This window comes from Deinococcus aerophilus (assembly GCF_014647075.1).
Taxonomy (GTDB): domain Bacteria; phylum Deinococcota; class Deinococci; order Deinococcales; family Deinococcaceae; genus Deinococcus; species Deinococcus aerophilus.
This window is the reverse complement of record NZ_BMOM01000021.1, coordinates 1-25364: the sequence shown is the minus strand read 5'-3', so window position 1 is coordinate 25364 and position 25364 is coordinate 1. Positions and strand designations below refer to the sequence as shown.

The window sequence follows — 25364 nt, the reverse complement described above, 5'->3', positions numbered from 1 at the left end:
AGGCCACAGATGGCCGGGGAGGCCGCCGTGGAAACGCTGAGCACCCGCGTTCTGACCAGTGTGGTCGGCTTCGCCCTGATCAGCGCCATCGTGTGGATCGGGTGGTGGGCGATGCTGCCCGCGCTGGTGTTCGTGTCGGTCATGGGCCTGTACGAGTACATCCGTATGCTCGACCGCAACGACATCGACGTGCGGCGGGTCAGTCTGGGGGTCTTCGCCGCCGCCCTGATCGTTGCCAGCCTGCCGATGTGGCCGCAGACGCCGTGGCCCGGCGGCTCCTGGCGCGAGGCGGTGCTGACCGTGGCTCTGGGTTACCTGCTCGTCATGGAGGTCATGCGCCCCGGGGAGCGTCCGCTGGAGCGCATCGTGTACAGCCTGTTCGGGCTGCTGTACATTCCGTGGTTGCTGGGCTACTTTCTGCTGCTGCGTTACAGCCCGGATGCGTCCTCGGGTCTGCTGTACTTTGCGCTGCCGCTGCTCGCGACCTTCGCCGCGGACATCGGGGGGTTTTTTGGTGGGCACTTTTTCGGGCGCCGCAAGCTGGCCCCGGAAGTCAGCCCCGGAAAGACGGTGGAGGGAGCCGTCGGCGGCCTGCTCGCAGGCTTTCTGATCGTGCTGATCATTTCCAGCCTGACCGGCATCTGGTCGCCCTTCGAGTCGCTGCTGTATTCCATTCTGGTCGCCAGCGCCAGTCAGCTGGGTGACCTGTCCGAGAGCCTGATCAAGCGCGCCCTGAAAACCAAGGACAGCGGCACCAGCCTGCCCGGGCACGGCGGATTCCTGGACCGCATTGACAGCCTGCTGTTCGCGGTGCCCGCTACCTACCTGTTTTTGCACATCAGCGTCTTCTCGCGCTGAGAACCGGGAAGGCGGACCCTGGGCCGCTCTCCTGCTTTTGTGCCACACTCTGCGCGCGCCGCATGCGTCATGCTGGGGCGCAATGAAGCTTTCTGTTCTGGGCAGCACCGGCAGTATTGGCACTCAGGCACTGGATGTGGCCCGGGAGCGTGGGTATGTGGTGGGTGCGCTGGCGGCGGGCCGCAATCTGGAATTGCTCGCCGCTCAGGTGCGCGAGTTCCGGCCTACGGTGGTCAGCGTGGATGCCACGGTATACGCCGGGGCCCGGGCCCTGTTTTCCGGCCCCGACTTCTCCGGTCTGCGCGTGATTGCCGACCCCAGTGAGGCGGCGGCGCTGGAGGCGGATGTGGTGGTCAATGCCATGAGCGGCCTGATCGGTCTGGCACCCACCCGCGCGGCGTTGCAGGCTGGCCGGGCGGTGGCGCTGGCCACCAAGGAGGCGATGGTCACGGCGGCGGACCTGATGTGGGAGGCCTCGGCCCGGGGCGGCGGACGTGTGGTGCCGGTGGATTCCGAACACACCGGCGTCTACCAGTGCCTGACCGGTGAGCACATGGCCGACGTGGCCGAGGTGATCCTGACCGCCTCCGGCGGGCCCTTCCGTGACGGTCCCGCCGACCTGCGCGGCGTGACGCCCGCGCAGGCCCTCAAGCACCCGTCGTGGAGCATGGGGCCCAAGGTGACCATCGACTCGGCCACGCTGATGAACAAGGGCCTGGAGGTCATGGAATGCGCCAGCCTGTACGGGTTGCCGCTGTCTCAGGTCGGTGTGGTGGTTCACCCCCAGAGCCTGATGCACGCGGCGGTGCGCTTTCGCGACGGCAGCCTCAAGGCGCAGTTCGGCCCCACCGACATGCGCCTGCCCATCGCGTATGCCATCGACGCCGCGCCCACGGGCATGCAGCGTCCCGGTGACGTGCGTGGAGCGCGGCGTGGCGGTGAGGTGGCCGGGCACCTGGGCTGGCCGCTTCGCGGCGAGTGGGTGTTCCGTGAACCGGACTTTCAGCGTTTTCCGTGTCTGGCTCTGGCGTACCGTGCTGGGGAAGCCGGTGGCCTGTTGCCGGTGGCCCTGAACGCTGCCGATGAGGTGGCTGTCGAGGCTTTCCTGGCTGGGCAGCTGCCATTTACGGGCATTCCCTGCCTGATCGAGCGGGTGCTGGATGAGACGCCTGCTGGGGCCCTGAGCTGGGAAGCCCTAGCCGATACCGACGCCTGGGCACGTGTGCGGGCCCGCGAGCTGGTGGGGGTGCGGGCATGAGCTTTCTGCAGAGTCTCTCGGCGGCCCTGACCCCGCTGGGCTTGCTCTGGACCCTGCTGATCATCAGTGCGGCCACCTTCATGCACGAGCTGGCGCACTATGCGCTGGCCCGCTGGCAGGGCGTGCAGGTCCATTCGTTTTCCATCGGCATGGGTCCGGTGGTCTTCCGGCGGGCGTGGCGCGGCACCGAGTGGCGGCTCTCGCTGCTGCCCATCGGCGGGTACGTGGAAATCGACGGCATGGCTCCAGAGGAATTTAAGACCGATGGGGGAGAGGTGGGCTACCGTCAGGCCACCCGCGGTTTTGCGGCGCTGCCCTCCTGGGGCAAGATTGCGGTGCTGCTGGCCGGTCCGCTGATGAATCTGCTGCTCGCCGTCTTCCTGATGACCCTGACCTTCACCTCGCAGGGCATTCCGGCCGCCGACCGGGCGCGCATCCAGACCGTGCAGGAGGGGTCACGTGCCCAGACGCTGGGTCTTCAGCCGGGCGACGTGATTACGGCCATAGACGGCCGGGAGATTCCCGAGACCCTGCAGATTGAGGGACGCACCGTGATGGGCTGGGAGAACCTGCGCAACGTGCTGGGCACCCCGGGGCCGCACACCTTCACCCTGGAACGCGCCGGGCAGACGCGCACGGTCACCTTTGCGTGGCAGCCCACCGTGAACGGCCAGCGGCAGTTGCTGGGCATCGGCTACGGCCCGGACATCGTGCCCGCCCCTCTGCCGGTTGCCTTCCAGACCTCGCTGACGACCACCGTTCAGGCGGTGCCGCAGGTGCTGCGCGCTTTCGGCAACCTGTTCGGACGCTTCCTGACCCTCAATTTCTCGCAGGACGAGAACGTGACTGGCCCCATCGGCACCACCGAGATCGTGGGCCGGGCCGCTGCCGCCAGTCCGTGGGCGCTGGTGCAGGTCGCCACACTGCTCAACCTGTCGCTGGCCTTCTTCAACCTGATTCCCATTCCGGGGCTGGACGGAGGACGCATTCTGCTCGTCATGATCGGCTCGCTGCGCCGGCGTCCCCTGAGCTTTTCCCAGGAGCAGGCCATCAACGTGGCGGGGTTCGCGTTCGTGATGCTGCTGATGATGTTCGTGGTGGTGCGCGACGTCAGCCGTTTCTTCTGAGGGGGGGAGGGGGTAAGGCTGAAGAAAATGCCACACCGGCGACGTGTCGGGCGATCTACCATGGGCAATTGATGAAGACACTGAGATGGGCGATGATGGTGGGTCTGGCGGCCAGCGGCATGGTGAGCTGCATGCCGGCCTCGTCGGGTACCCAGTACACGGACAGCGCTGCGTACACGGACAGCACGACCGCCGAATGCAAGCTGACGCCGGAGCAGGACATTGCCGCGGCCCGTGCGGTGGCCAGTTCCGCCGCCAACAGTGCGCTGTCTGTCGCCGCCCTCGCCTACACCGCCACGTACTCGGGCGTGTCCTACAAAGTCGAGATTACGGGTGTGGGCATTCACGGCAACACGGCCCAGGTGGGGGGCAAGGTCACGGTGAAGGCCACGCAGCGCAGCAGCGGCAAACCGGTCAGCGATACCTACAGTGGCACTGTAAATCTGGTCCGTGAAGGCTGCGGCTGGCAGGCCAGCGGCTACACCCGCGGCTGAGGACGGGGGAGGTCAGCCCTCCCTGGCCTGGGCGTGGTACTCCGCGTTAGGAATGAATCCCAGTGCGCTGCTGATGCGGTTGGTCATGTTGAACATGCCGATGACCTGCACGGCCTCCAGAATCTGGGGGTCGTGCAGACCCGCTTCGCGCAGGGGCGACAGGTCGCTCTGGGTCATCTCGGCGGGGCGCAGCGTGAGTTTCTCGGCAAGGGCACACAACGCTTCCTCGCGCGCAGACAGGCGCGCATGCCGCCAGTTGACGGCCACAGTATCGGCCTGTTGCGGGTCCGCGCTGTATCCGCGCAGGGCCGCGCCGTGGGAGACCGCGCAGTACACGCAGCGGTTCAGGCCGCTGACCACCACGGCCATCAGCTCACGCTCGGCATTGCTCAGGTGTCCCTCCCTGTTCACGAGCAGGTTGAAGTAATTCCACCACGCCAGGAATTGCTCGCCGTTCAGGGCCTGGGCGCGGAAGACATTGGGAACAAAGCCCAGATTGGCCTCGGCCTTGCTCCAGAGTTTGCGCACGCCTTCGGGGGCAGTGTCGGGTGTCGGAACGGCCAGCCAGGAAATCTGATTCATGGAAACTCCAGATACCGCTTGGGATGAAAAGCGAGAAATTGAGACGGCGTGAGATGGCGAAGGTGGAGGCGCGTCGGTCGTCTATGAAGAGCAGCGGCCTTGCCGTGGGCGGGGCAAGGGCAGGACTCAGTGTGGCGAGGCCCACAGCTTATCCGCTGGAAGGAGGGCATGACATCATCGGGCGCGTGAAGGTTCCTGTGCCCCCGGTCGCCGTGCATTCCCTGTACGCCAATGTCTACCTGCTGAGCAGCCCAGCGGGCCGGTTGATGGTGGATGCCGGGGCGCTGCCCTACGCGCCGAGGCTGGCCCGCCTTCTGAGGGACTTCGAGCCCGACGCCTTGCTGCTCACCCACGCCCATGTGGATCATGCGGGCGGCGCGTGGCTGGCGGCGCGGCGCGGCGTACCGCTTTTGGCACACCCGCTGGAACATCCGCAGCTGACCGGTCGGGTACACGAGCTGCCGTATCCGGCTGGCCGCCCCGACCTGGGCCGGCTGGTGTCCCGGGTTCATCCCAAGGTGCCGGCCCGCGCCGTCCAGTCCGTTCAGCCCGGCGAGGAGGTGCTGGGTTGGACGGTGGTTCACCTGCCCGGTCACACTCCCGGTCAGATCGGCGTGCTGCGCGGCGGCGTGCTGGTGGCCGCCGACGCGGTGGTCGCCTCGGCAGACGGAGCCCACCTGCCCCGCGCCGCCTACAACGCGGACCACGCGCAGGCGCTACAGACCCTCAGGGGCATGGTCACGATGGACCTGCACACCATTCTGCCCGGTCACGGCGGCCCCCTCTCCCCGGATCAGGTGCGCCGCCGGGCAGAACGGGAAGGGTAGAGGACACAGGCGGGTGCAAAAGGGGCGCGGTCCACCGGCAATGACTTGCCGGGGACCGCGCCAGGGTTTATCCGGAGCCGTTTACTTCTTGGGCTCGTCGGCCACCTGTCCGGTCACGCCGGGGGCCACCCAGGACATGTTGTTCAGGTCGGCCACGCTCATGACCTTGCCGGCGGGCACGCGCAGGATGCCGTTGCGGTCCTTGATGGGACCGGTGAAGGGATCAAATTTGCCGCCCTTTTCCATCTCGGTCTTGAGCGCCATCACGCGGTCATAGACGCTGACCTGCTTGTCGCCCACCGTCATCTTGGCGGCCTTGAGCTGCGGCACCCACTTGGGGTTGATGGCCATGCCGTCCTGCGCGCCGAGTTCCACGCTGCCGCCGCGCAGCAGGTTCCAGTAATCCACCTTGTTCAGGTTCTTGGCCGTGTAAGTGCCGTTGTGAACCTTGGTCAGGAAATCGATGTAGATCTTTTCCCAGTGGACCAGCTGTCCGCTGACGGCGTAGTCGGGGGCGAACTTGTACATGGGTGAGTAGTGCGCGAACGACGGAATCTTGCGCGCGGCGGCCGTCTGCACCACGGTGGCGGTGTCCTCGGTAAAGGCCAGTGCGCCGGCTCCCTCGCTGATCAGGGCCTCGGCGGCCTCGCGGGCCTTGTTGGGGTCAAACCACGCGTTGATCCACTTGACGCCCACGGTGGCCTTGGGGTTCACGGCGCGGGCGCCCAGGGCAAAGGCGCTGATGTGCCGCTTGAGTTCGGGCACCGGGAAGGCGGCCACATAGCCCAGTTTGTCGGATTTGCTGACGGCGGCGGCCATCATGCCGTTGAGGTAGTAGACCTGGTAGAAGTCCGCCATATAGGTGCCCATGTTCGGGGCGCGTTTAAACCCGCTGGCGTGCATGAACATCACGTCGGGGTATTTCTTGGCCGCTTCCAGCGTCTGGTCCATGAAGCCGAAGGAGGTGGCGAAGATCACCTGGCATTTGTCGTTCTTGACCAGCCGGTCAATGACGGGCGTGGCCTGCCCTTCGGGGACGCTCTCCACGTACTTGGTTTCCAGCCACGGCAGCGCCTTCTCGGTTTTCAGGCGGGCCTCGTTGTGCGCGTAGCTCCAGCCGATGTCGCCCACCGGACCCACGTAGATGAAGCAGGCCTTGAGCTTGTCGCTTTTCTGGGCATGTGCGCTGGGGCCAGCGAAGCTGAGCAGGGCCAGCGAGAGGGGAAGTACGGTCAGCAGGGTTTTTTTCATGGATGAATCCTCCGGTTGGAGCAATGGGCCGACGAACTTCTTCATTGTGCCTTAAGTTTTCAGGCACGAATGAGGGGTGGTCGGGGCTGACTATGCAGGCTGATCTGTGGACTGCGTCATGCCCGCACGTTGGGGAGCAAGAATGCGGCAGAACACAGGTTGGAGGGGCAGGCCAGCGGATTTTTCGGTACCCCAGGCGAGGAGGGCGTGGGAGAGCAACACCATCCTCCTGTAGCGCACCGGGCGCTGCCGGAACGCTGGGTCTTCAATGAGGGCGCGGCAGTGTGCGAGCCTGCTGACGGTGAAATGAACCGTTCGGGTCCAGACTGCATATAGCTGCACATAGCTGAGCAGAGGTCCCCGCTTCACAGGAGGTTCACCCATGAGCACCCCACCGGACAAGAAAGACCCCGTTGCCGAACGCCGGATCCTGACACCGGGCAGCAACCTGAATCCCCGCCGCGAGTTTCTGAGAACCGCCGCGTTGTTCACCGGCACGGTGGCCGCGCTGGGCGGCGGCCTGGAGGTCCTGACCCGCCGTCCTGGGGCGGGCAGCGCCGAGGCCCAGGGCACCGACTTCGTCCGCCCGGCCCGCCCGCTGGGGCCGTACGATACCCAGGAAGCGGTGACCTCCTATCAGCAGGCCACCACCTACAACAACTTCTATGAGTTCGGCACCGACAAGAGCGACCCCGCGCGGCTGGCCGGCAGCCTGAAGCCCCGCCCGTGGACGGTCCGGATTGACGGCGAGGTGAAAAAACCGCAGACCGTGGACATAGACACGCTGCAATCGTGGTTTCCCCTGGAAGACCGCATTTACCGCATGCGCTGCGTGGAGGGCTGGAGCATGGTGATGCCGTGGCTGGGCTTCCCGCTTGCCGGTCTGATCCGCCGCCTGGAGCCGACAGGCAAGGCCAAGTACGTGCAGTTCACGGCCCTGCTGGACACCAAACAGTTTCCCGGCCAGCGGAGCAACGTGCTGGACTGGCCGTATGTGGAGGGCCTGCGGCTGGATGAAGCGCTGCACCCGCTCGCTTTTATGGCAGTGGGCCTGCACGGCAAGGTGTTGCCGGGCCAGAGCGGGGCTCCGCTGCGCCTGGTGGTGCCGTGGAAGTACGGCTTCAAGAGCATCAAGAGCATCGTGAAGATCACCCTGACCGAGAAGCAGCCCCAGACCACCTGGGCCCTGGCTGCGCCGGGAGAATACGGCTTTTATGCCAATGTGAACCCGGCCGTGCCGCACCCGCGCTGGAGTCAGGCCACCGAGCGCCGCATCGGCGAGCTGGGCCGCCGCAAGACCCTGCCCTTCAACGGTTACGCCGATCAGGTGGCCGGACTGTATGCGGGCATGGACCTGCGGAAGTTCTTCTAAACATGAGCGCCGGGAACGCGGGTACGCCATCTCGGCCCGGCCGGAATGGTGCAGCCGCGCCGCGCCGCCGGGCCGCCCCGCTGGGGTGGCTGGTTCCTGCGGTCACAGTGGGCGGTCTGCTGCCGGCAGCGGTGCTGATCTGGGACGCCTACACGGGCGCATTGGGCGCGAACCCCATTCAGCGGGCGACCCTGCAGACCGGGCTGCTGACCCTGACGCTGCTCGTGCTGTCGCTGGCATGTACCCCGCTGCGGCTGCTCACCGGTTGGACCTGGCCCGCCCGTATCCGCAAGGCGCTGGGCCTGCTGGCCTTTGGCTACGGCGCGCTGCATTTCCTGATCTACCTGCTCGACCACGGCTTCAGCCTGGGTGCGATGACCGAGGACGTGCTGGAGCGGCCCTTCGTCACGGCGGGGTTCACGGCACTGTTGCTGCTGGTGCCCCTGGCCCTGACGAGCGGCCGGAACTCGGTGAAACGTCTGGGCTTTGCCCGCTGGACCCGGCTGCATCAACTGGTGTATCTGGCCGCCAGCCTGGGGGCGCTGCATTACTACTGGGGCGTCAAGAAGGACCATGTGCCGCCGCTGATCTACGCTGGAATCATTGCGGCGCTGTTCCTGGTCCGGTTTTTGAAGCGCGGGCCGGTTGGTCGGCGGGGACGCGGCAGACCCGGCCCGGCCTGATTCAGCCCCCCTGGGATCAGACATACCGCTGCAGGGCAAGTCGCCGGATGGACTTGCCCTGCAGTTACGGGTGTGCCGTCAGGAGCCTGGCGCTTACCGTTCCCCCCGCACATACGGCCGGCCCAGCGCGGCGGGCGCGTTGCCCTGCTGCCCCCGCAGGCCCGCCAGCGCGAGCACGACCAGCACCAGCACGAAGGGCATGGCGCTGAAGACCTCGGGCGGAACGGGGCTGTTGCCCTGCAGCCGGAACTGCAGGTAGTACAGAAAGCCGAAGAACAGCGAGCCCAGCACGGCCCGCAGCGGACGCCAGCCCACGAAGATCACCAGCGCCACGGCAATCCAGCCCAGGCCCGCGGTCATGTTGTCCGCCCACGACGCCCGGTACGACAGCGCCAGAAAAGCCCCCGCGACCCCCGACAGCGCTCCGCCGGCGAGCACGGCCAGCACCCGCACCGCGCCCACATGTACGCCCAGTACGTCGGCCGCCGCCGGGTTCTCGCCCACCGAGCGCAGCGTCAGGCCGGGCCGGGTGGCGTTCAGGTAAAAGGCCAGCGCGACCGCGAGCAGCAGGGCCGCCACCGTGAACGGGCTGATGACAAAGCCTCCCCAGTTCCAATCGGCCACCTTGTTGAACAGCGGCAACCCCTCGTACTTCTTGCCCAGCAGACCCGCCGCCCCCGTGCCGATCAGCGCCAGCGCCAGCCCGCTGACGAACTGGTTGGCCCGCAGCGTTACCGTGGCGACCGCGTGCAGGGCGGCGAGCGCTGCCCCGGCGAGCATGGCTGCCCCCACCGCCATCCACAGGTTTGCGTCTGGGCCGGCCGAGGCCACCGCGAAGGCGGCCAGGGCTCCGACGGCCATCATGCCCTCTACCCCCAGATTCACGACACCCGCGCGTTCGTTGATGATCGCGCCCAGGCAGGCGAGCAGCAGTGGCGTGCCCACCGCCAGGGCGCGGATCAGGGCTTCGACGACGATGTTATCCATGGGAAGTCTCCGGCTGGGCTGGGGGAGTGGGGCTAAGAAACACGGCGGGGGTAAAAAACACGGAAAAGCCTGGGACGAGGGAGCACGGGGGACGTGCCTGCGCCGCTTCTGGATGGGTCCTCATTCCCGGGTGCTCCACACCACCCGGTTGCGCACGAACACCTCCGAGGCAATCAGGCACAGCAAAATCACGCCGGAAAAGACGTCCACCACCCGGAAGGGCATGTTCAGGTCGATCTTGAGCAGATCGCCCCCGGCCAGAATGATGCCCATGACGGGTGCGGTGATCAGGCACAGGGCCGGATTGCCGCGGGCCAGCCACGCCACGATCACGGCCGTGAACCCATAGCCCAGGCTGATCTGTCCGGCCTCGAGCAGGCGGTGGTGAATCCCGGCGACCTCGCCCGCTCCGGCCAGACCCGCCGCGCCCCCGGTGATCAGGGCCACCACGGTCATCACCCGCGCCGAGCTGAGGCCCGCGTAGCGCGCCGCGCCGGGGTTCTCGCCCACCACGCGCAGCGCGTAGCCGAAGGTGGAGCGGCTGAGCAGCCACTGCAGGCCCAGCGCCACCCCGACGCCCAGCAGCAGCGTGGGCCAGTGGACCTGTGTGCCCGCCACCACCGGCAGGCTGGCCGCGTCCGGAAAGGAATCGGTGTAGATGTATCCGCGCACGTCCTTGCCCTTCCACGGGCCGGCGATCAGGTAGGTTACCAGCGCCACGGCGATGTAATTGAGCATCAGGGTGGACAGGATCTCGTTGACATTCCAGCGGCGCAGCCCCGCCGCAATCAGGGCCCACAGCCCACCGCCCACCGCGCCCATGACGAACACGGCGGGCAGCAGCACCGGGGCGGGCATCGGAACGAACAGCGCCGTTCCCGCCGCGAAGACCGCGCCGAGCAGCAGCTGTCCCTCGCCGCCGATGTTGAAGAACTGTGCCCGGAAGGCAATCGCCAGCCCCGCGCCGATGAGCAGCAGCGGAATGGTGCGCCGTCCGACCTCCGCCAGTCCGGTGGAATCGCCCAGGGTGCCGCTCAACATGGTGGTGTAGACCTCGGCCGGAGAAACGCCGTAGAACACGAAGATCAGTGCACACAGCAGCAGGGCCACGGCGACCGAGGCCAGCGTGACCAGTCCGGCCCGCGCCGCAGAGGGGGCGGTCAGCGGAACAAACCTCATGCGCCCACCCCCTGCTCTGCGCCCGGAAGACTGTGCGGATGCGCGCCGCCCATCAGCAGGCCCAGCGACTCGCGCGTGACCTCCTGCACGGGAAAGGGACCGCGCAGCTCGCCGCCCACCATCACGCCGATGCGGTCCGAGAGGCTCAGCAACTCGTCGAGGTCCTCGCTGACGAGCAGCACTCCCGCGCCCTGTGCCGTGCGTTCCAGCAGCACGCGGTGAACCTGATCGGTCGCGCCGATGTCCAGCCCGTAGGTGGGATGAACCGCCAGGATCAGTCTGGGATTGCCGTGCAGCTCGCGGGCCAGAATCAGTTTCTGGATGTTGCCGCCGCTGAGCAGGCGGCTCGGGGTGTGGATGCCCGGGGTGGCGACGCTGTACTGCTCCACGTCCCGGCGGGCGCGGTCGTCCACCGCCCCCAGATCACGGGCCAGACCGCGGGCCAGCGGCGGCTGGTCGTAGCTGCGCAGGGCCAGGTTGTCGGCCACCGTCATGCTGGGAACGGTGCCGCTGTGAATACGGTCCTCGGGAATGTGGGCCACACCGTTTCCGAACCGCTGCGCTGCGCCGCCGACCAAGGGCTGGCCGTCCAGCGAGACCTCGCCCCTGGCCGGGTGCAGGCCTGCAAGCACCTCCACCAGTTCGCTCTGGCCGTTGCCCGCGATGCCCGCGACGCCCAGCACCTCGCCGCGCCCCAGCGTGAAGGTCACGCCGCGCAGGGCGGGCAGGCCGCGTGCGCCGCTGGCCGTCAGGTGTTGCACGCTCAGCAGGACGTCGTCGGTGGCCGGGGGCGCACCGCGTTTGCGGGTAAAGTCCACGCCGCGGCCCACCATCAGTTCGGCCAGGCTCTCGCGGGTGGCGCCTGCCGTGGGCACGCCTCCCACCACCTTGCCCCGGCGCAGCACGGTCACGCGGTCGGCCACGTCCAGCACCTCATCGAGCTTGTGCGAGATGAAGATCAGGCTGCGTCCGTCGGCCTTCAGCTCGCGCATTACGCGGAACAGGCCCGCGGCCTCCTGGGGGGTCAGGACGCTGGTCGGCTCGTCGAGAATCAGCACGCGCGCGCCGCCCAGCAGGGCGCGGATGATCTCCACCCGCTGCTTCTCGCCGGGCGACAGGTCGGCCACCCGCGCCGAGGGGTCCACCTCCAGGCCGTACTTTTCCGACAGCCCGCGCACCCGCCCCGCCACGCCCCGGGCCGGAAACAGTCCGCTGCCGCCGCCCAGCGCGAGGTTCTCGGCCACCGAATGCCGCGAGACGAGCAGCGGGTGCTGCGGGACCAGCCCGATGCCCAGCCGCCGCGCCTCGGCCGGACTGCCGATGCGCACAACCCGGCCGTTCAGGGCCACCACGCCCTCGTCGGGCTGATACAGGCCGTACAGAATGGAGATCAGCGTGCTCTTGCCCGCGCCGTTCTCGCCCAGCAGCGCCAATACCTCGCCCGCACCCACCGTCAGGTCCACCGCGTCGTTGGCGACCACGCCCGGAAAGCGCTTGGTGATGCCCCGCAGCTCCAGCGCGGGCGGGGAGGCAGATACAGCGGTAGGGGGCTGGGTCACCCCCGCATCTTGCCAGATACTTAAGGGCGCATGAAGTTCCGGTGCAGATGTTCGGGGCGCGGCCAGGCTGACCTGACCCGGACGTAAGCCACATGACGGCGAACCTCACCCTCTCCGGCTGACCGTCGGCTGACGATTCAGTGACCCGGCCCTGACACAAGCCCCTCAGACTTCAGGGCATGAAGAAGACCTTCCTGCTGGGCCTGACCCTTGTGGCAACGACCGCCTCCGCGCAGAGTCTGACCGGCGCGGGCGCGAGCTTTCCCTACCCGCTGTACAGCAAGATGTTCGCCGAGTACAAGAAGGACACCGGCACCAGCGTGAACTACCAGAGCGTCGGCAGCGGCAGCGGCCAGAAGCAGATCATCGAACGCACCGTGGATTTTGCGGGCAGCGACAACCCCATGAGCAACGAGGCCCTGGGGTCCGCGCCCGCCAAGCTGCTGCACATTCCCACCGCCATCGGCGCGGTGGTGCCGGCCTACAACCTGCCCGGCGTGAGCGCGCCCCTGAAGTTCAGCGGCAAGGTGCTTGCCGACATCTATCTGGGCAAAATCCGGCTCTGGAACGACAAGGCCATTGCGGCCCTGAACCCCGGCGTGACCATTCCCCCGCTGCCCATCACGGTGGCCCGCCGCAGTGACGGCTCGGGCACCACCTATGTGTTCTCGGATTACCTGAGCAAGGTCAGCAGCGAGTGGAAGAGCAAGGTCGGTGTGGGCAACAGCCTGGACTGGCCCGTGGGCACCGGCGCGAAGGGCAACGACGGCGTGGCTGGAGTGGTGAAGAGCACCCCCGGTGCACTGGGTTACGTGGAACTGGTGTACGCCAAGCAGAACAAGCTGCCCTTCGGCGCGGTGCAGAACCGGGCGGGCAAGTTCGTGCTGGCCGACAACGGTCCGGCGAGCAAGGCCGCCGAGGGCGTCGTGATTCCTGCCGACACCCGCGTGAGCATCACCAACAGCGCCAACGCCGACGCGTATCCGATTGCCAGCTTCACCTACGTGATCTTCTATCAGGACCAGAAGTACGGGGGCCGCACCGAGGCCCAGGCCAGGGAACTCAAGAAGCTGCTGAGCTGGATGACCACGACGGGTCAGCAGTACAACGAGCCGCTGGACTACGCGAAGCTGCCTGCCAACGCGGCCAACAAGGCCAAGAGCATCATCAACACCGTGACCTACGGCGGCAAGAAGCTGTAAGCCGGGAAGCTGCAGGCGCAGTGCCCCCGCGACGGCCCTGGACATGTCCGGGGCCGTTTCTCTGTGCGCTGGAACAGTGCAGGGAAGGTGTGGCCCTGCGTTCCGAACGCCCACCGTGCGGCCTGACATGCTCCTGACGCCCCCACGCTCAACTGTCAGGCATATGCCCGCCAGGGAGATGAAACCATGAGTGAACCTGCCCGCCGCCTGCCCCCCCGCGCTTCGCTGTCCAGCGGCAGCGACCGCGTGTTCCGGTACCTGATCCTGGCGCTGGCCAGCGTGATCGTGCTGGTGTTCGTGGTCAGTCTGTACCTGCTGGGTGTGGAAAGTTGGCCCGCGCTGAGCCGCATTGGCCTGGAGTTCTTCACGCAGCGCACCTGGAACCCGGTCAATGGCACGTTTGGAGCCGCCGCAATGATCATGGGCACCCTGATCACCAGTTTTGCGGCCCTGATCATTAGCGTGCCTCTGGCGATCGCCAGCGCCCTGTTCGTGGCCGAGTACGCTCCTCGCTGGCTGGCGAACCCGGTGGGGTACCTGATCGAGCTGCTGGCGGCCATTCCCAGTGTGGTCTACGGGCTGTGGGCACTGTTCGTGATCGCGCCCGTGCTCGCCCGCTGGCAGGTAACCTTCTTCAATCCCGAGTACCCCGAGCGGCTGGCGCTGTATACCAAATGTGCGGGCATCTGGGCCAACGACCAAACAACCCTGCAGTGCTTTTTCGTGCCGTCCTCCGGCGCCGGGCGCGGACTGGCCCTGGCCATCATCATCCTGACCGTGATGATCCTGCCCTACACCGCCAGCGTGGCCCGAGACGTGATCCGTCTGGTGCCCGCCGACCAGCGTGAGGCGATGTACGCGCTGGGCGCCACCAAGTGGGAAGTGATCTCGCGCGCCATCCTGCCCTATGCCCGCGCCGGGATCATGGGCGGAGTCATCCTGGCACTGGGCCGTGCACTGGGCGAGACGCTGGCGGTGGCGATGGTGATCGGAGACAGCCAGGACGTGATCAAGAGCCTGTGGGGCAACGCGAGCACCATGGCCTCGGTGATCGCCAACCAGTTCGGCGACGCCCAGGAATTGCTGCACCGCTCCTCGGTGGTCACGCTGGGCTTCATCCTGTTCTTCGTGAGCGTGGGCGTGAACCTGCTGGCCCGCGTGCTGATTCAGCGGCTGACGCCCAAGGGAATCCAATGATGGGTACGGCAACCTTGAGCCCCCGGCCCACGACACAGCTCAGCCCGGCCCGCAAGGCCCGCAACCTGTTGATGGGAGGCCTGATCCTGTTCGCCACCCTGCTGGTGGTTGCTCCGCTGATCCTGATCTTCTTTTACCTGCTGCGCGAGGGTCTGGGAGCCATCAATCTGGACTTTTTCACCAAGGTGCCGGCTCCCGAGGGCGAGACCGGCGGCGGCCTGCTCAATGCCATCACGGGCAGCCTGACCATGCTGGCGATGGCGAGCGTCTTCGGTGTCCTGATCGGGATCTCGGGCGGAATCTTCCTGGCCGAGTACCCGCGCCATCCGCTGATGCCGACCATCCGGCTGGTCAGCGACGTGCTGGCCGGCATTCCGGCCATCGTGATGGGACTGGTCGCCTACGGATTGATCGTGCTGCGCTTCGGTTTCTCGGGGTTTGCCGGAGCGCTGGCCCTGGGTTTCCTGATGATTCCCATCGTGGTTCGCACCACCGAGGAAGTGCTCAAGCTGGTGCCGCAGGCCGTGCGCGAAGCGGGGCTGAGCCTGGGCCTGCCGCAGTGGCTGGTCACGCTGCGCATCGTGTTGCCCGCCGCTGCCGGGGGCATCATCACCGGCGTGATGCTCGCGCTGGCGCGTGTGGCCGGAGAGGCCGCTCCGCTGCTGTTCACGGCCTTTGGCAACCCCAACGTCAACTTGGATCCCAGCAAGCCCATGAGCGCCCTGCCGCTGGAAATCTACCGGGGGGCCACCAGCGCCTATGACGAGAACCAGCGCATGGCCAAGGCGGGCGCACTGCTGCTCATCGTGTTGATCTTCGTGACCAGCCTGCTCGCCCGCCGCTTCAGCCGCCGCAGGTAAGTGCGGCCGGTCTGCCCCCTTTCTCCCTCTTTTCTCCGCAGGAGCTTTCCATGACCCCCATCCTCAGTGCCCGAAATGTCAATATCTTCTACGGCGACAAGCAGGCCGTGCAAAACGTGAGTCTGGATGTGCAGCGCGGCACCGTCAACGCCCTGATTGGTCCCTCGGGCTGCGGCAAGACCACCTTTCTGCGGGCGATCAACCGCATGCACGACCTCACCCCCGGAGCGCGGGTGACCGGGCAGATCCTGCTGGACGGCCAGGACGTCTACGCTGCCGGGGTGGACCCGGTGGCCATGCGCCGGCGCGTGGGCATGGTCTTCCAGAAGCCCAATCCCTTTCCCACCATGAGCGTCTTCGACAACGTGGTTGCCGGACTCAAGCTGGCCGGCATACGCAACCGGGATCAGCTGATGGCGGTGGCCGAGCGCAGCCTGAAGGGTGCGGCGCTGTGGGAGGAGGTCAAGGACCGTCTGAACACCCCGGCCACCGGCCTGTCCGGCGGACAACAGCAGCGCCTGTGCATCGCCCGTGCGCTGGCCGTGGACCCCGAGATTCTGCTGATGGACGAACCCACCAGCGCGCTCGACCCGGCCAGCACCGCCAAGATCGAGGACCTGATGTCCGAGCTCAAGAAGGTCACGACCATCGTCATCGTGACGCACAACATGCATCAGGCCGCGCGGGTAAGCGACACCACCTCGTTTTTTCTGGTGGGCGACCTCGTGGAACACGGCTCCACCGACCAGATCTTCCAGAATCCCCGCGACGAGCGGACCGAGGCCTACGTGACCGGACGCTTCGGCTGAGCTGTTCCTGCCTCCCATCTGTCCGCCGCCCGTCCGGGTCTGGCGGACAGTCTGGTCTCTGATGGGTGCACGCAGGCAGGGACGAGAGATTCTTCCGGTCCGGCTTGACCCGCCCATTACACCGCTGCGGCATACTCCAGAACATGAGCAGCGCCGTACAGATCACCGGACCGGTCAGCGTGGGCCTGGTCACCGGGCGCTTTTTGCGGATGCTCAGCATCATCATGGAGCAGCTTGACGCCGTGCGGGACGCCGACGCCCGCGCCGAATTCGCAGGGTTATCGGTCCGTGCCCACGCGCTGGAACGCGAGACCGACGCCCTGGAACGCGAGATCGAGGACCTGTGCCTGCGCGCCTTCGCCCTGCCGCTGAGCCGCGAGGAACTGGCCTTTCATACGGTGGTCTTTCGCAGCCTGACCAATCTGGAACGGGTCGGCGATTACGCCCTGAAACTGGCCCGCGACCTGGAGGACTTTGCTCCCCGCGCCCGCAGCGCCACCCTGCAGGACGTGCTGCCGCTGGTCCGTCTGCTCTCGGAGATGCTCGAGCGGCTGGCCTACGCCTTTGCCGAACGTGACGTGGACGCTGCCCGTGAGGTCATGCGCCTGGATTTTGAGCAGGTGGACGCCCTGTACGAGCAGATGCAGCGGGCCAGCCTGACCCGCCTGCTCGAGCGCCCCGAGGACACCGGAGTCGCCCTGACCGCCGGGCGCATGGCCCGCAGCCTGGAACGGCTGGGCGACCACCTGGTCAACGTCGCCGAGCGTCTGGTGGCCCTGACGGCCGGTGAGGTGGGGGCCTGCGCCGTACCGGGTGACGGACCCCCGGTCAGTGACGCTGCGGAAGGTGCGACAAGAAGCCACCGGGCCAGCTGACTTCTGGTCCCCGGTGGCTCGCTGGGCCGGTGACGGGCCGGGTGCGGCTCAGGCCACCGGCGCCACCTTGTCGGTGTGGATGGCGCGGCCCTCCTCGGCTTTCCCCTTCAGCAGCGGCATCACCAGTTCGCCGAAGCGGCGGGCCTCCTCCAGATGCGGGTAGCCGCTGAAGATGAATGAGGAAAAGCCCATGTCCTCATAACGCCGGATCTTGTCGGCCACCTGCTGGGGATCACCGATCAGGGCCACGCCCACGCCGCTGCGGGCCATGCCCACGCCGGCCCACAGGCCGGGTTCGACCATCAGATCGCTGTCCAGCCCTTTCATCATCTCGATCTGACGCTGCTGGCCCACGCCATCCACATGGGCGTGGCTGGCGACGAAGGCGGCGCGCACCTGCGGATCGACCCGGCTGATCAGCCGCTCGGCGGCGGCGCGGGCCTCGGCCTCGGTTTCCCGGACGATGACGTGGGTGCGCAGGCCATAGCGCAGGGTGCGGCCGTTTTTATCGGCCAGTGCCTGCATCTGGGCCATGCGTTCGGCGAGCATGTCCTCGCGCTCTCCCCACATCAGGTACACGTCGGCGAGATCGGCAGCGATCTGCTGCGCCACCGGAGACGCCCCGCCGAAGTAAATCGGGATGGGCTGCGCCGGGGGCGGATCCAGCACGGCGTTTTCGAAGGCGTACAGGTCAGACCGGTGCGACTGAGGAGGGGGCTGGGTCCACAGCTGGCGCAGGATGGTCATGAACTCGCGGGTGCGCTCATAGCGGCGGGCGTGGTCCTCAAAGTCGCCGTACATGGCGTTTTCGGCAGGACTGCTGCCGGTCACGATGTTCAGGCGCACGCGCCCCGGAAACAGATTCTGCAGCGTGGCGAGCATCTTGGCGTACATGGCAGGCTGGAACATGCCGGGCCGCACGGCGATGAGCAGCGCCGGGTCGGTGGCCGCCGTCTGGGCCAGGGCGGCCACCGCCGCCGTGTAGTTCTCGTGTTCGCTGTGGTAGTTGGTGGCCGTGAGCAGCGCGTCAAAGCCCGCCTCGCCCGCCGTGGTGATCAGGCTCTGCAGATACGGCAGCGTGGGTTTGCGCGGCGGCTTGTCCTTGGTGCCGATGAACTCGCCGTCCCGCGAGAGTTGCAGGAACCACAGAAATTCGGACTGGGAGGAAGGGGTCATCGTTGCTCCTGTGTGGGTGAAAGGGGAGGGGCCTGCGTCTGTCTGAAGATGGGGGAGGCCGCCGGCCCCGTCGCTTGAGGTCCGGGCAGCCTCCGGATGGGTGGCCCCGACCTCAAGCCTTCACCCCGCCCGCCGTCAGGCCGGCCACGAAACGGCGCTGGAAGATCGCGATCAGCGCAACCACCGGAATGGTGGCGATCACGACGGCGGCGGCGATCAGCGGCCACGGAAAGGCGAACTCGCCCTGGTACAGTGTGACGCCCACGCTCACGGTGCGCATGTCCAGCTTGGTGTTGAAGCTCAGGGCAAGCAGAAATTCGTTCCACGAGTTCACGAAGATCAGCAGCGCGGCCGTGACCACACCGGGAGCAGAAAGGGGCAGCACGACCCGCCACAGCGCACCCACCCGGCTGGTGCCGTCCACCATCGCCGCGGCCTCCAGATCACGCGGAATGGCGCTGAAAAAGGCCACCAGCGTCAGGATCGCCACCGGCAGGCTCAGGGCGGCGTAGGGCAGAATCAGCGCCGGGTAGGAGTTCAGCAGGTCCGCGCCGCGGAACAGTCGGAACAGCGGCACGAGCAGGCTGACCACCGGGAACATGGAAAAGGCGACCACCGCCGTGAGGAGTGCCCCGCGCCCCCACACCTGCAGGCGGGCCAGGGCGTAGGCCGCCGGAACCGCCACGGCAATACACAGCAGCGTGGACAGCAGGCTGACCGTCAGCGAGTTGAAGAAGAAGCGGGCAAAGGGCTGCTCGGTGAACACGCGGGTGTAGTTGGCGAAGTCCAGCGCGCCGGGCAGGTACTGCACCGGGAATTTCTGCAGCTCGGCCTCGGTCTTGAGGCTGGTAAGAATCATCCACACCAGCGGAAAGAAACCGCCGACAATCAGGGCGCTCAGGCCCAGCACGCGGCCCACCCGGTCACCCGGAGACAGGCGTTCGGGAGCGGCTTGCTCGGCCGTCATGTGCTCGCTCCGTCGCGCACGAAGCGCACGTAGACCGCCGTGACCGCCAGGCTCACCGCGAACAGCGCCACGCTCAGGGTCGCGGCGTAACCGAAGTCCAGAAACTCGATGGAGGTGCGGTAGATGTAGACCCCCAGGGTTTCCAGCAGTCCCTGGGCGGGCGCCTGCTGAATGAAGGTGTAGGGAATATCGAAGACCTGCACGGCGCTGATGGCCCGGAAGATGAAGGCCACCGCCAGGCTGGGGGCCAGCAGCGGCAGAATCACCCGGAAGAACGACTGCACGCGGGTGGCGCCGTCCACCTCGGAGGCCTCGGTCAGCTCGCGCGGAATGCCCTGCAGCCCGCCCAGCACAATCAGGGCCACGAAGGAACTGGTCTTCCAGACAATCGTGACGACCATGGCCAGCACCGCCAGTCCCGGCGTGCTGAGCCAGCGCAGCGGCTCCTGAACGATGCCGAGCCGCACCAGAAAGTCGTTGAACACGCCGTACTGGGCATTGAACAGCCACGCGAAGATCAGGCCGGTCATGACCGGCGGCATGGCCCACGGCAGCAGCAGCGCCACCCGCGCCAGTCCCCGGATGCGGCTGGGCGTGTGGGCCGCGAGCGCCATCGGGATGCCGACCAGAAATGAACCGCCCACCGTCAGTATCGCGAAGAACAGGGTGTTTCTCATCGCCTGCCCAAAACGCGGATCGCCGAACATCTGCACGTAATTCTTGAGGCCCACGAAGGGCTGGCCGTTGTACGGCTCGGTGAGCTTGTTGAAGAAGAAGCTGTCCCGGAAGGTGGTCAACATGGGAAACAGCAGCACGCCGCACAGCAGCAGCGCGGCAGGCAGCAGCAGCCAGAAGGCCAGCCGCGCCTCGGAGGTCTCGCGCCGCACCCGGTCCCGGCCCGGGCGAGCGTCCACGGGCCGGACGGTGGTCTTCTGACTCACAATTTCATCTCTCCTGGCCGCTTATTTCAGCAGTGGGGCGAGGTCGCGCTGCATGTCCTTGAGGGCCGCGTCCACGGTCTTGCTGCCCGCGACGGCGGCAGAGACGTTGTTGCGGATGATCTCGCTGACCTTGGGATAGTTGGGCGTGACCGGGCGCGGGCGGGCCTTGAGGACCACCGGGTACAGCGCCTTGAAGTGCGGGTTGGCGGCGAGCACCGCCTTGTCGCTGTACAGGCTCTTGCGCACCGGCAGATACGCGCCGTTGACGGCCATCTCACGCTGGACACTCACGCTGGACATGAACTGCAGCAGCTTGACGGCCTCCTTCTTGTGGTTGCCGTAGGCATTGACGCCCCATTCCCAGCCGCCGGTGCAGGTGGCGCTGGCATTCTTGCCGAAGGCGGGCAGCGGGGCCACACCCACGTTGCCCTTGACCGTGGTGGGCTGTGGGCTGTTGCCCTGGAAGTGTGCCCAGGCGTAGCTCCAGTTCAGGCCCATGGCCACGTTGCCGGCCTGGAACTGCTGGCGCGAATCGTCGGTCTTCATCTCGGCGCTGGCCGGGGAGGACAGCCTGGACTTGACCGAGTCCACCAGGAACCCCAGACCCTGCCTGCCCGCCGCGCTGTCCACGTTCCTGGCGTCGCCGCCGGCAGTCCACAGGGTTTCCAAGAAGTTGCACACGGTGCCCTCGATGGGTGCGCCCTGGAAATTGAAGCCCTGCATGTTGCCGCCCTCGCCCTTCTGGATCTTGGTGGCGGCGGCGGTCAGCTCGTCCCAGGTCTTGGGCACCGACAGCTTGTACTTGCTCAGCAGGTCCTTGCGGTAGTACAGAAACTGCGCGTCGGTGAAGGCGGGCATGGCGTACAGCTTGCCGTTGTAGGTGGCCGCGTTGACCGGCCCCGGCAGGAAGCTGCCCAGGTAGGCGTCGAGCCCGCTGATGTAGCTGTTCAGCGGCTCGGCCCAGCCTGCCGCGGCAAAGGTCGCGGTCCGCACCACGTCGATCAGGAAGATGTCGAGGGTGTCGTCGCGGGCAGCGAGCACAGTGGTCAGGTACTGGTTCTGGGCCTCGCTCGTCGCGCCGCCGGTCTCGATCTTGATCTTGATGTCGGGGTTGGCCTTCTCAAAGCGGTCAAACAGCGGTTGGAACACCTCGGGGCGCTGCTGACTCCCCATGAAGACGTTCAGGGTGGTCACGGCGTTGGCAGCGCTGGAGAGCATCAGGCCAGAGACGGCGAGCGCGGCAGACAGGGTAAGGCGGGTACGCATGGTGGAACCTCCGTGGGGGGGTGAGGGGCCAGGCTTAATGAAATGTTCCTTAAATCTAGCAGTTCCGGGGCGCGACATTTGTGGAGTGTCCTCGGCGGTTCCGGAAAGCGGCGCCAAACAAATAGAGCCGGGGGCCTGCTCTAGACTGCCCGCATGATCCCTGTCAACACGGACCCCGCCGGGGCGACCGCGGCCGCCGACATGCCGCGCTGGCGTACCGATGACCTGTACGCTGGCCTCGCCGATCCCCGCTTCGAGGCGGACCTCAGTGCCCTGCGCGCTGAAATCCAGGGCCTGGAACAGCTGTTCGATGAACTGGACGTGCGCAAGGACGGAACTGTGGTCATGCCAGAAACGCTTGAACGCGTGCTGGGCGCAATGAACGCCGTGGCCGAGCGAACGGGGCCGCTGGGCTCGTTCATCAACGCCTTCTTTACCACCGACAGCCGCGACGCGCTGGCCCAGACGCGCATGGCGGCCTTTACCACCCTGACGTTGCCGCTGGGGCCGCTGCGCTCACGCCTGACCGCGTGGCTGGGCCGTCTGGATGACGAGGCTCTGGCGGGGCTGCTGGCCGACTCCGGGGTGGCCTGCGACCATGAACGCTTTTTGCGCCGCGCCGTGGAACTCGCCCGACATCAGATGTCTCCGCCCGAGGAAGACCTCGCCGCGCGCCTGCGCCCCAGTGGTGCCGGGGGCTGGGCTAAGCTTCACGGCAATGTCAGCAGCCAATTAAAAGGAGACTTCCGGGGCGAGCGCCTGCCGGTGACGGCCCTGCGCGCCCTGTCCAGCGACCCGGACGAGGCCGTGCGCCGCGACGCCCACGAGGCAGAACTGGCGGCGTGGCAGTCTTCCGAAGTGGTTTTTGCCGCCGCCCTCAACGGTGTCAAGGGCGAGGAAGGCACGCTGGCCCGGCGGCGCGGCTTTGCCGACGCGGTGGCTCCCAGCCTACTTACGCACGGCATAGACCGCGCCACGCTGGACGCCATGCAGGCGGCGGTGGTGCGTTCGTTTCCCGATTTCCGGCGCTACTTTGCGGCCAAGGCCCGCGCGCTGGGCAAGGCGAAGCTGGACTGGTGGGACCTGTTCGCGCCGGTGGGCGAGTCGCGCACCGAGTGGACCTATGCGGCGGGAACCGGGTTCGTGGAGCGGCAGTTCCGCGGCTACTCGGCCCCGCTGGGAGCCTTCGCCGCGCAGGCATTTGCCGGAGATTGGGTGGACGCCGGCCCACGCGAGGGCAAGCGCAGCGGTGCGTTCTGTATGCGCTGGGCGCAGGGCCACAGCCGCATCCTGATGAACCATGCCCCCAGCCTGGACAGTGTGTCCACGCTGGCCCACGAACTGGGACACGGCTACCACAACGCGCGCCTCGCCGTTCACCCGCCCCTGCAGCGGGAGACGCCCATGACCCTGGCCGAGACCGCCTCCATCTTCTGCGAGACGGTGGTACAGAACGCGGCCCTGGCAACCGCCACCGGGGCCGAACGGCTGTACGTCCTCGAAACGCAGCTGATGGGCCACGCGCAGGTTGTCGTGGACATCCACAGCCGCTTTCTGTTTGAGCGGGCGGTGTTCGAGCGGCGCGAGGCGGGCGACCTGGGGGCCCAGGACCTGAACGACCTGATGACCTGGGCACAGCGCGAGACCTACGGCGACGCCCTGGCGACGCTGCATCCCCACATGTGGGCGGTCAAGCCGCACTACTACAGCCTGGGCTTTTACAACTATCCCTACACCTTTGGTCTGCTGTTCGGGCTGGGTCTGTACGCCCAGTACGAGGCGGCGCGGGAAACGGGGGCGGAGGCCGAGTTCCAGGCCCGCTACGATGAACTGCTTGCCAGCACCGGCCGCGCCGATCCGCTGACCCTGGCCGCGCGCTTTGGCATCGACCTGCACACCCCCGACTTCTGGGAGGGCAGCCTGGACGTGATCCGGCGGCAGATCGGGGCATACGTGGAGGCGGTCGGGGCCGGCTGAGTTCCTGGACGGAAGCGGGGGGGGCCAGCGTTCTGTCTGCTGGCCCCCCCCCGCTTCTGTTTTTATTGCGCTCAGCGCACCCGCACTTCCTGATCGAACCACGTCAGCACCCGCTCACGGCCAAAGGGCCACACGCCCACCTGCGCGGCGCGGCCTGCCTCCTGCACAAATTCGGGCAGGGGACCATGGTTCTTGGGGGTGGCGGTGTACACGGGCGCGTCGTAGGGCAGCCCGGCCAGCTCGCAGGCCCGCTCGATGCCGGTGTGCAGGTCGCCCAGCTCATCCACCAGACCGCGCTCCAGAGCGTCGCGCCCGCTCCAGATGCGCCCGCGCCCGATCTCGTTGACCTGCGCCTTGCTCAGGCCCCGGCCCTCGGCGACGCGGGTGGTAAACCGGTCGTAGACCTCCAGGATGCCGCGCTCCACGTGCCCGCGTTCGTTATCGCTGTAGGGGCGGCTGGGGCTGTACATCAGCGCGCGGTCGCGGCCCACCCGCTCGGGATTCAGGCCCTGACGGGCGTTAAATTCCCTCAGGATCGGCTTGCCGCTCACCACGCCGATGCTGCCGGTCAGGGTGTACGGCGAGGCGACGATGTGTTTGGCGTGGGTGGCGACGTAGTAACCGCCGCTCGCCGCATACTCGCCCATCACCACGACCACCGGTTTTTCCGAGGTGGCGACCTCGCGCCACATCAGGTCCGAGGCGAGGGCCGAGCCGCCGCCGCTGTTGACATACAGCACGATGGCGCGGGTGTCCTTGTCCTCCCTGGCACGCTTGAGGGCAGCGACCACCGTGTCCGAACCGGCCATCGGGCCGCCCAGCAGCGGCAGGGGCAGCGGGTTGTTGCGGCTCTTGCCGGTGACGATGCTGCCGATCACCGGCACGACCGCCACCTTGCCGCTTCCCTTCTTGCCGAACTGGCGCGGCATCAGCAGGTCGATCACGGCGGCCAGCGGGCGGGTGCCGGGGCCGACAAGTTCGTCCTCGTAGGCGACCCTGGTGATCAGGCCCGCCTCCAGCGCTCCCTGTGCGCTGGTCAGGTCGCCTGCGAGCCACGCGGCGGCAGCTTCACGGTCCACGCCCCGCGCAGCGGCAAGGTCGTCGGTCCAGGCGGCTTCCAGCCCGTCGAGGTAGGCCTGCAGCTGCTCCCGGTTGGCGTCGTCCATGTGGTCCTGCGAGAAGCGGGTCAGGGCGGCCTTGTACTCGCGGATGCGCAGGTTCTCGAACTCGATGCCGTGCTTTTTCAGGAACTCGCCCAGGTAGGTCTGTTCCACCCCAAAACCACCGAGCATCACGTCTGCCGACTCGGGCGCGGCAATTTCCTTGGCGCCGCTCGCGGCGATCAGGGCGGTCATGGTGAGTTGCGGCAGGTAGGCCACCACCCGTTTGTCCTGCGAGAGCCGGCCCAGCATGCCCCGGATGGCGTGCGCGGCAGCGGGCGAGGCGCTGAACTCGCTGATCTTGACCAGAACGCCGTGCAGCCACTCGGCCTCGCGCAGTTTCTCGATGCGGGCCTGCAGGGCCTCGAGCGTTTCGGTGCGGTTTAACAGCGCGGCGAGGGGAGTGCTGGGATTGCGTTCCGGGTACGGACCGGTGACGTCCAGCACGATCCAGGTGGGGTGGGTCATGCCGCTGGGCAGATCCGAGGTCTTGTTGAGGAAGGGAATGTTGAAAGGAGGCATATCTGTAAGGTACGCCTCCGCGCTGCCCAGGGTTCCCGGCGCGGCGCGGCGGAAGAGCGGAATACCGGTATGAAAAAAGCCTGCCGCGTGGGCAGGCCGGCGAGCACTGTGGCCCGCGCCTAGAGCCCGTTTTGGAAATGAAAAGACTGTCTGAGACAGTCTTTTCATATTGTGACCAGCCGGCGGAGCAGGAGACGGGTCATGGCCAAGTAGCACCACGTTTCTTCCGTTTCGG

23 protein-coding genes are annotated in these 25364 nt (G+C 67.1%); 13 read left to right on the top strand and 10 right to left on the bottom strand.

The window, feature by feature from the left end; translation table 11 throughout:
- Positions 1-27: 27 nt before the first annotated feature.
- The 4 genes from IEY21_RS12225 (at position 28) to IEY21_RS12210 (ending at position 3737) form a co-directional block, all read left to right on the top strand.
- Positions 28-858 (top strand): phosphatidate cytidylyltransferase, encoded by an 831-nt coding sequence (locus IEY21_RS12225; RefSeq protein WP_188904630.1) that lies wholly within the window; start codon positions 28-30, stop codon positions 856-858.
- Between the two features lie 82 nt (positions 859-940).
- Positions 941-2116, top strand: a complete 1176-nt coding sequence (gene dxr / locus IEY21_RS12220; protein ID WP_188904629.1) for a 1-deoxy-D-xylulose-5-phosphate reductoisomerase — start codon at positions 941-943, stop codon at positions 2114-2116.
- Positions 2113-3243 carry a M50 family metallopeptidase gene (locus IEY21_RS12215; protein WP_188904628.1) on the top strand — a complete coding sequence of 377 codons (1131 nt, stop codon included), beginning with the start codon at positions 2113-2115 and terminating at the stop codon, positions 3241-3243. Before dxr ends, IEY21_RS12215 begins: the two co-directional genes overlap by 4 nt.
- A 71-nt stretch (positions 3244-3314) precedes the next feature.
- Positions 3315-3737, top strand: coding sequence for a hypothetical protein (locus tag IEY21_RS12210; RefSeq protein ID WP_188904627.1), 423 nt, complete (start codon positions 3315-3317; stop codon positions 3735-3737).
- A gap of 12 nt (positions 3738-3749) precedes the next feature.
- Here the strand turns inward: IEY21_RS12210 and IEY21_RS12205 are convergent, their stop codons facing one another.
- Positions 3750-4319 carry a peroxidase-related enzyme gene (locus IEY21_RS12205; RefSeq protein WP_188904626.1) on the bottom strand — a complete coding sequence of 190 codons (570 nt, stop codon included), beginning with the start codon at positions 4317-4319 and terminating at the stop codon, positions 3750-3752.
- Between the two features lie 83 nt (positions 4320-4402).
- Here IEY21_RS12205 and IEY21_RS12200 point away from each other — a divergent pair, with 83 nt between their 5' ends.
- Complete coding sequence (locus tag IEY21_RS12200) at positions 4403-5146, top strand: MBL fold metallo-hydrolase (protein WP_188904625.1); 744 nt, start codon at positions 4403-4405, stop codon at positions 5144-5146.
- Positions 5147-5227: 81 nt separating this feature from the next.
- On the opposite strand, the gene IEY21_RS12195 is transcribed toward IEY21_RS12200, so the two are convergent.
- Positions 5228-6397 carry a BMP family ABC transporter substrate-binding protein gene (locus tag IEY21_RS12195; RefSeq protein WP_188904624.1) on the bottom strand — a complete coding sequence of 390 codons (1170 nt, stop codon included), beginning with the start codon at positions 6395-6397 and terminating at the stop codon, positions 5228-5230.
- Positions 6398-6779: 382 nt separating this feature from the next.
- On the opposite strand from IEY21_RS12195, the gene msrP reads away from it, so the two are divergent.
- Entirely contained in the window at positions 6780-7769 is a 990-nt protein-coding gene (gene msrP, locus IEY21_RS12190; protein WP_188904623.1) for a protein-methionine-sulfoxide reductase catalytic subunit MsrP, read from the top strand.
- A 107-nt stretch (positions 7770-7876) separates the two neighbouring features.
- Positions 7877-8452, top strand: coding sequence for a protein-methionine-sulfoxide reductase heme-binding subunit MsrQ (msrQ, locus tag IEY21_RS12185; protein ID WP_229753069.1), 576 nt, complete (start codon positions 7877-7879; stop codon positions 8450-8452).
- 93 nt (positions 8453-8545) lie between these two features.
- Here msrQ and IEY21_RS12180 read toward each other — a convergent pair whose 3' ends face one another.
- The 3 genes from IEY21_RS12180 to IEY21_RS12170 form a co-directional block, all read right to left on the bottom strand.
- Positions 8546-9439 carry an ABC transporter permease gene (locus tag IEY21_RS12180; RefSeq protein WP_188904621.1) on the bottom strand — a complete coding sequence of 298 codons (894 nt, stop codon included), beginning with the start codon at positions 9437-9439 and terminating at the stop codon, positions 8546-8548.
- Between the two features lie 120 nt (positions 9440-9559).
- Positions 9560-10618 (bottom strand): ABC transporter permease, encoded by a 1059-nt coding sequence (locus tag IEY21_RS12175; protein ID WP_188904620.1) that lies wholly within the window; start codon positions 10616-10618, stop codon positions 9560-9562.
- Complete coding sequence (locus IEY21_RS12170) at positions 10615-12177, bottom strand: ABC transporter ATP-binding protein (protein WP_229753068.1); 1563 nt, start codon at positions 12175-12177, stop codon at positions 10615-10617. Before IEY21_RS12170 ends, IEY21_RS12175 begins: the two co-directional genes overlap by 4 nt.
- A gap of 179 nt (positions 12178-12356) precedes the next feature.
- Between IEY21_RS12170 and pstS the strand changes: the two genes are divergently transcribed.
- From pstS to IEY21_RS12145, 5 genes are all read left to right on the top strand, one after another.
- On the top strand, positions 12357-13379 hold the full coding sequence (gene pstS, locus IEY21_RS12165; RefSeq protein WP_188904619.1) for a phosphate ABC transporter substrate-binding protein PstS: 1023 nt from the start codon (positions 12357-12359) through the stop codon (positions 13377-13379).
- 186 nt (positions 13380-13565) lie between these two features.
- Entirely contained in the window at positions 13566-14576 is a 1011-nt protein-coding gene (gene pstC, locus IEY21_RS12160) for a phosphate ABC transporter permease subunit PstC (RefSeq protein WP_188904618.1), read from the top strand.
- 71 nt (positions 14577-14647) lie between these two features.
- The gene (gene pstA / locus IEY21_RS12155) at positions 14648-15436 is read left to right on the top strand and encodes a phosphate ABC transporter permease PstA (protein ID WP_373290512.1); all 789 of its coding nucleotides are present in this window, start codon (positions 14648-14650) and stop codon (positions 15434-15436) included.
- Between the two features lie 50 nt (positions 15437-15486).
- A complete protein-coding gene (pstB, locus tag IEY21_RS12150) occupies positions 15487-16245 on the top strand; it encodes a phosphate ABC transporter ATP-binding protein PstB (RefSeq protein WP_188904616.1) in 759 nt (252 codons plus the stop codon).
- 143 nt (positions 16246-16388) lie between these two features.
- Positions 16389-17120 carry a phosphate signaling complex PhoU family protein gene (locus IEY21_RS12145; protein WP_229753067.1) on the top strand — a complete coding sequence of 244 codons (732 nt, stop codon included), beginning with the start codon at positions 16389-16391 and terminating at the stop codon, positions 17118-17120.
- A 48-nt stretch (positions 17121-17168) separates the two neighbouring features.
- On the opposite strand, the gene IEY21_RS12140 is transcribed toward IEY21_RS12145, so the two are convergent.
- The 4 genes from IEY21_RS12140 to IEY21_RS12125 form a co-directional block, all read right to left on the bottom strand.
- Positions 17169-18296, bottom strand: a complete 1128-nt coding sequence (locus IEY21_RS12140; RefSeq protein WP_188904615.1) for an LLM class flavin-dependent oxidoreductase — start codon at positions 18294-18296, stop codon at positions 17169-17171.
- Between the two features lie 112 nt (positions 18297-18408).
- On the bottom strand, positions 18409-19263 hold the full coding sequence (locus IEY21_RS12135) for a carbohydrate ABC transporter permease (RefSeq protein ID WP_188904614.1): 855 nt from the start codon (positions 19261-19263) through the stop codon (positions 18409-18411).
- Positions 19260-20204, bottom strand: a complete 945-nt coding sequence (locus IEY21_RS12130) for a carbohydrate ABC transporter permease (RefSeq protein ID WP_188904613.1) — start codon at positions 20202-20204, stop codon at positions 19260-19262. The genes IEY21_RS12135 and IEY21_RS12130 overlap by 4 nt, the downstream gene beginning before the upstream one ends.
- Before the next feature lie 21 nt (positions 20205-20225).
- Entirely contained in the window at positions 20226-21470 is a 1245-nt protein-coding gene (locus tag IEY21_RS12125; RefSeq protein ID WP_188904612.1) for an ABC transporter substrate-binding protein, read from the bottom strand.
- A gap of 153 nt (positions 21471-21623) precedes the next feature.
- Here IEY21_RS12125 and IEY21_RS12120 point away from each other — a divergent pair, with 153 nt between their 5' ends.
- Complete coding sequence (locus tag IEY21_RS12120; RefSeq protein ID WP_229753066.1) at positions 21624-23447, top strand: M3 family oligoendopeptidase; 1824 nt, start codon at positions 21624-21626, stop codon at positions 23445-23447.
- A 71-nt stretch (positions 23448-23518) separates the two neighbouring features.
- On the opposite strand, the gene IEY21_RS12115 is transcribed toward IEY21_RS12120, so the two are convergent.
- A complete protein-coding gene (locus tag IEY21_RS12115; RefSeq protein WP_188904611.1) occupies positions 23519-25129 on the bottom strand; it encodes a S49 family peptidase in 1611 nt (536 codons plus the stop codon).
- Positions 25130-25364: the final 235 nt, after the last annotated feature.

What these genes read in the sequence shown, in the direction of transcription:
- IEY21_RS12205 (WP_188904626.1), bottom strand. Translation starts at nt 4,319, where the DNA reads ATGAATCAGATTTCCTGGCTGGCCGTTCCGACACCCGACACTGCCCCC.
- msrP (WP_188904623.1), top strand. Translation starts at nt 6,780, where the DNA reads ATGAGCACCCCACCGGACAAGAAAGACCCCGTTGCCGAACGCCGGATC.
- IEY21_RS12215 (WP_188904628.1), top strand. Translation starts at nt 2,113, where the DNA reads ATGAGCTTTCTGCAGAGTCTCTCGGCGGCCCTGACCCCGCTGGGCTTG.
- pstB (WP_188904616.1), top strand. Translation starts at nt 15,487, where the DNA reads ATGACCCCCATCCTCAGTGCCCGAAATGTCAATATCTTCTACGGCGAC.
- IEY21_RS12200 (WP_188904625.1), top strand. Translation starts at nt 4,403, where the DNA reads ATGAAGAGCAGCGGCCTTGCCGTGGGCGGGGCAAGGGCAGGACTCAGT.
- IEY21_RS12120 (WP_229753066.1), top strand. Translation starts at nt 21,624, where the DNA reads ATGATCCCTGTCAACACGGACCCCGCCGGGGCGACCGCGGCCGCCGAC.
- pstA (WP_373290512.1), top strand. Translation starts at nt 14,648, where the DNA reads ATGGGAGGCCTGATCCTGTTCGCCACCCTGCTGGTGGTTGCTCCGCTG.
- IEY21_RS12140 (WP_188904615.1), bottom strand. Translation starts at nt 18,296, where the DNA reads ATGACCCCTTCCTCCCAGTCCGAATTTCTGTGGTTCCTGCAACTCTCG.
- IEY21_RS12115 (WP_188904611.1), bottom strand. Translation starts at nt 25,129, where the DNA reads ATGCCTCCTTTCAACATTCCCTTCCTCAACAAGACCTCGGATCTGCCC.
- pstS (WP_188904619.1), top strand. Translation starts at nt 12,357, where the DNA reads ATGAAGAAGACCTTCCTGCTGGGCCTGACCCTTGTGGCAACGACCGCC.
- IEY21_RS12210 (WP_188904627.1), top strand. Translation starts at nt 3,315, where the DNA reads ATGAAGACACTGAGATGGGCGATGATGGTGGGTCTGGCGGCCAGCGGC.
- dxr (WP_188904629.1), top strand. Translation starts at nt 941, where the DNA reads ATGAAGCTTTCTGTTCTGGGCAGCACCGGCAGTATTGGCACTCAGGCA.
- IEY21_RS12125 (WP_188904612.1), bottom strand. Translation starts at nt 21,470, where the DNA reads ATGCGTACCCGCCTTACCCTGTCTGCCGCGCTCGCCGTCTCTGGCCTG.
- IEY21_RS12175 (WP_188904620.1), bottom strand. Translation starts at nt 10,618, where the DNA reads ATGAGGTTTGTTCCGCTGACCGCCCCCTCTGCGGCGCGGGCCGGACTG.
- IEY21_RS12145 (WP_229753067.1), top strand. Translation starts at nt 16,389, where the DNA reads ATGAGCAGCGCCGTACAGATCACCGGACCGGTCAGCGTGGGCCTGGTC.
- IEY21_RS12195 (WP_188904624.1), bottom strand. Translation starts at nt 6,397, where the DNA reads ATGAAAAAAACCCTGCTGACCGTACTTCCCCTCTCGCTGGCCCTGCTC.
- IEY21_RS12135 (WP_188904614.1), bottom strand. Translation starts at nt 19,263, where the DNA reads ATGACGGCCGAGCAAGCCGCTCCCGAACGCCTGTCTCCGGGTGACCGG.
- pstC (WP_188904618.1), top strand. Translation starts at nt 13,566, where the DNA reads ATGAGTGAACCTGCCCGCCGCCTGCCCCCCCGCGCTTCGCTGTCCAGC.
- IEY21_RS12180 (WP_188904621.1), bottom strand. Translation starts at nt 9,439, where the DNA reads ATGGATAACATCGTCGTCGAAGCCCTGATCCGCGCCCTGGCGGTGGGC.